Here is a 4,097-nt window from a genome sequence, read left to right as displayed (position 1 = left end):
AAGGCGGCTTTCCATCTATGCCGGCAGGGTCAGAATTGGATGCTGATCGAGGGTCAAACTTGGGAGCCGATTGACAGTCGGTGCGCCATTGCAGATGAAACGCCGGGTTTGGGCCAGCAGGGCACGTCTAGTTCGTCTGATACAAGGCGCCCGGCAGACTAACCGCGCTGCTGCGATCTCGGGCGTGCGAAGCCGATGGTGCCAAGGCTGTCAGGGGACCGACCACGCCAGCCAAACTGGCGAGGGCGCGCTTAAGGTCTGGCCGTCCGCTGTCTGCCTTGGCCCAGGCTGGGCAGTTCAACCGTTGCAGAAAAGATTGCAAACTAGCCCGTGGTTTAGACGACCTCGTCGGAATCCCAGAAGAGCTCTGCCCCGAGAGAATTGCTCGAACAAAGGAAAGCCCAAGCAGTTGTCTTGGCACCCGTTCAGCGCCGGAACCACACTTGGAGGAAGAGTATGCTCAGGATCCATATGGCTGCGTGCCTTGTCGCGACTGCATCCTTTGCTACTCCCGCAGTTGCCCAGACCACAGCGCCCGCGGGCAATCCACCGGCCGCTGGCAGTCAGCCTCCTGCCGCGGCCAGAGCAACGAACATAACTGCCGCTCAGTTTGTGACCGAGGCGGCCAACAGTGACATGTTCGAGATCCAATCGAGCCAGCTCGCGCTCAACAAAACGCAGAACAGCCGCATCCGTGACTTTGCCCAGCAGATGGTTCAGGACCACACTGCCGCAAGCGACAAGCTGAAGGCTGCTGCTCAAGGGCAGACAGTCCCGACGGCCCTTGATCAGGAGCACGCCCAGATGCTGCAGCAGCTGCAGCAGGCATCCGATAACGATTTCAACCGCTCGTACGTGCAGATGCAGCTCGATGGTCACCAGAAGGCTGTCACACTATTCGACAACTATGGCCAGAACGGTGATCATGCTCAGATCAAGCAGTTCGCGCAACAGACGCTGCCGACACTGCGCCAGCATCTTCAGCACATCGCCGACATTCATAGCAGCCTGCTGAGCCCGCCAGCTCAGGTCAGCCAGAGCCAGCCCGGACAGATGTCTGGGCCGCTCGCGGCCCAAATCCAACCAGGGCAATGGCGAGCCTCGAAGCTCAAGGGCCTGAACGTCTACAACGACAGCAATGAGAAGGTCGGCGATATCACCGAGCTGTTGGTAGATCAGACCGGTAAGATCGAGGCCGTGGTAATCGGCGTCGGCGGCTTCCTCGGCATGGGCGAGCACGATGTGGCGGTACCCTTCGATCAGATCAGGCTCGTGAACGAGCCACGTGCAGCGGCCGCCGGGACCAACCAGAATGCCTCGTCTGCTCCGGCAGCACCTGCATCTCCAAACGCTCCTGCCACGACCGGAACGACAACCGCAGCGAACGGAGCTGCAGCCGGTACGGCAAACCGCTCTACGCCGGACCATGCTATGCTGAGCATGACCAAAGATCAGTTGAAGGCAGCTCCCGAGTTCAAGTACGCCCGCTAAGCAATTCTTCGATGAGTAAGGGGCTGTAAAGCCCCTTTTGTCCTTCAAACGTCCGAGCCGGGCTGCTCCGGTGAAGGGGGGCCTGAGTGAGATAAGGATTAGCTGTTCGGACGGCTCCCGCATCAGGGACGCTGCGGCAAGGTTTCGCCTGAATAAGTGAGAATTTCCCATGCCCGAGCAATGCAACAAGTGAAAGCGATTTTGCCCTTGTTGCATCTGCTCGGGCTCGGCCGGATGTCATAGCCAGGGACTAAACCTGTTTACGATTGCCTGTGAGCTGAAAAATCACAGCGTGCCCTTCGCGATCGCCTCAGGCTTGCTGCCGATGGCCCGCCGGAACTGCGGGATGTGCTTTCTTGAGACGCCTGCCAGCCGCGAGGCCCTGGCGCGAGTTCTCGCCTGGTTGACGCGGCCCACTCCGCCCAGCGGAGCTACGCCGGACATCAAGAACGCATCACCTGCAGGCTCGAAGCAGACAGAGTTCCCTTTGCGAAATAGCGGAACGGATCGTTTCTCCCGCCTCTCCCGCGGCGCTCCATCCGGTGGCTCTTCAAGAGGGATCGACAGGCGTTGCTGATCCGTTGCGGGGACGCTGCGTCACCGAACAGGGCAGTTGCAATCTCAGCCTCCGTCAGGCCGGGCCTACAGGCAATCAGGGCCTCAATGTCGTCAGCAATCGCCATACCAACTGCTCCAAGGTGGTTTGAGGTTTTAGCGCTTATCTCGGCTTGGGATAGGGGCACTTCAGAACTGTGTCTCGTGAATCTTTAGTCACAGAACCCAGCTCGTGGGTCTCTAGTCGCGGAGCCCAGAAGGTCACACCCGTCCCGCAGTGACACCTTTCGGATACGGGCATCCACCGCATGCGGGCCTTTGCCTCCCTGTCAAGTCTGAGCAGTCTCTCTTCCGTTTGGGCAAGCACCGAAACCAAAGCGATCGAGGCTGCCGGCATCTTGGCGGGCGATCTTAGGCTTCCCGTTGCAGATCACCCAGGGCTCCGCGAGAATGATCGCAGAGTAACTGGGTTTCTCCCTCCAGCCGAGTTTGAGACGATGGCGGACGCATTCTCGCCAACCCGAGAAGAGCGTGCGGGGATGCAAGCGTGCTGTTGCTGCACAAAGCCAGAGTTGCAACCGCAGTAGATGACATCCTCGAAGGGTTTTCGGTTGAGGCCATTGCGTTTGTAGTGTATGGCGGTGTCGGCACACTGCTGCTCTGCAAGTACCTCGCAGCTCCGATCAACCGCAACGCCGATCAACTCTTCCATGGCCATTTCTGGGCATTTGAGGTCGCGACCGCTGGGTCATCCATCCCTGGCGTCTGTTTGCGCCTCGCTTAAGGTGGAGCCAGGAATGTCGCACTCTGGTATCCCTGAGAGGTACGCGTTTGGTCCGCTTCGGCACTCAAGTGCCGACGTTCGTTCAGCGGTCGGAAGGTGAATGTTTGACCCCAATGTATGGACCGGCCGTGCGTCGCAAGAGATTTTTGAGATGGTGAGGATGGTCTTGCGCTAATGTATCCGGCCCGTGCGGAGCTTTGCTCCCGGCCATCATGGGTATCCGCGCACATCGGTTCTCATTAGCTGATCGGCCCTTTCGGCCATCGGGGTCACCAAAGCACCAATGTGACGGCGCGACCGTTCTCCATCTCGTCTTTCTCTCGCAGACCTCGGCGAGCTCCAAGCGGCTGGCCGGGTAAGGGATACAGTCCTTAGCCCATCACAGCCGCTGTACGTGGTTCATAAGTCCGGTTCTGGCTCAGCACACTCCAAGCGATGCGGGCCAGCTTGTTGGCCAGAGCCGCTGCCAGTACGTTATGGTGCAGGCGCATCGAGGCGGCCGTCAGCCATTTACCAAAGCTGTGCTGGCGCCACTTGGCCGGCCAGAGCAGCAGCACGCGAGCAACCTGAACCAGGAGCGAGCGCAGATAGCTGTTGCCGCGCTTGGTCAGCCGGCCCAGCACGGTTCTATCTCCAGTGGAATTCTGGCGCGGGACCAAGCCGAGCCAAGCGCCGAAGTCGCGTCCCCGGCCGAAGGCGGCTCCGTTGCCGATGCTGGCCACCATGGCACTGGCGATGATCGGCCCGACACCCGGCACGCTCATCAGACGCTGGCAGGCCTCATCGGCGGCCACGAGGGCTTCGATCTCGCCAGTCATTGCATCGATGCGCTCGTCGAGATGATGCCAATCCTGCATCAGGCCCTCGATCATGTGGGTCATCCGCGGCGTGAGCACGTCCGTTCGCTGGGCGAGAATGTCCGGCAGAGCCTGACGCAGCGAGCGCAGCCTCTGGCGCACCGCAATCCCACGCTCCAGCAGGAAGGCACGGATCTGGTTGATCACGGCTGTCCGCTGGCTCACCAGCCGCGAGCGAACACGATGCAGAGCCTGCAGGTCGAGTTGCTCGACGCTCTTGGTCGGCACGAAGCGCATCGTGGGACGCTGCACGGCTTCAGCAATGGCCTCGGCATCGCGGAAATCATTTTTGTGGCTCTTGCGGAAGGGCTTCACGAACTGCGCCGGGATCAGCTGCGGATTCCGATGAAGCCGGACGCTTATTCCAAGGTGAAGCCGGACACCTATTCCGATTTCATTCCGGACAGTGT

4 protein-coding genes and 1 pseudogene are annotated in these 4,097 nt (G+C 60.3%); 3 read left to right on the top strand and 2 right to left on the bottom strand.

Annotated features, from left to right (window positions below; all coding sequences use genetic code 11):
• Positions 1-456: 456 nt before the first annotated feature.
• Entirely contained in the window at positions 457-1,491 is a 1,035-nt protein-coding gene (locus tag JKL46_RS34260) for a DUF4142 domain-containing protein (protein ID WP_201842889.1), read from the top strand.
• 285 nt (positions 1,492-1,776) lie between these two features.
• On the opposite strand, the gene JKL46_RS34255 is transcribed toward JKL46_RS34260, so the two are convergent.
• Entirely contained in the window at positions 1,777-1,935 is a 159-nt protein-coding gene (locus tag JKL46_RS34255) for a hypothetical protein (RefSeq protein WP_201842888.1), read from the bottom strand.
• Between the two features lie 404 nt (positions 1,936-2,339).
• On the opposite strand from JKL46_RS34255, the pseudogene JKL46_RS37140 reads away from it, so the two are divergent.
• Together JKL46_RS37140 and JKL46_RS34245 are read left to right on the top strand one after the other, a co-directional pair.
• Positions 2,340-2,633 (top strand): annotated as a pseudogene (locus JKL46_RS37140) (hypothetical protein); the annotation flags it as partial.
• A complete protein-coding gene (locus JKL46_RS34245) occupies positions 2,594-2,830 on the top strand; it encodes a hypothetical protein (protein ID WP_201842890.1) in 237 nt (78 codons plus the stop codon). The pseudogene JKL46_RS37140 and the gene JKL46_RS34245, both read left to right, overlap by 40 nt.
• A gap of 371 nt (positions 2,831-3,201) precedes the next feature.
• On the opposite strand, the gene JKL46_RS34240 is transcribed toward JKL46_RS34245, so the two are convergent.
• The coding region (locus JKL46_RS34240) for an IS110 family RNA-guided transposase (protein ID WP_246529734.1) at positions 3,202-4,097 on the bottom strand (896 nt) is incomplete at its 5' end.

This window comes from Microvirga zambiensis WSM3693 (assembly GCF_016735695.1).
Lineage (GTDB): Bacteria > Pseudomonadota > Alphaproteobacteria > Rhizobiales > Beijerinckiaceae > Microvirga > Microvirga zambiensis.
The sequence above is the reverse complement of the archived record's forward strand: the minus strand, read 5'-3'. Positions and strand labels throughout refer to the sequence as shown.

Bases quoted from the DNA above. Each gene is read 5' to 3' on its own strand.
- JKL46_RS34260 (WP_201842889.1), top strand. From the start codon at position 457: ATGCTCAGGATCCATATGGCTGCGTGCCTTGTCGCGACTGCATCCTTT.
- JKL46_RS34255 (WP_201842888.1), bottom strand. From the start codon at position 1,935: ATGTCCGGCGTAGCTCCGCTGGGCGGAGTGGGCCGCGTCAACCAGGCG.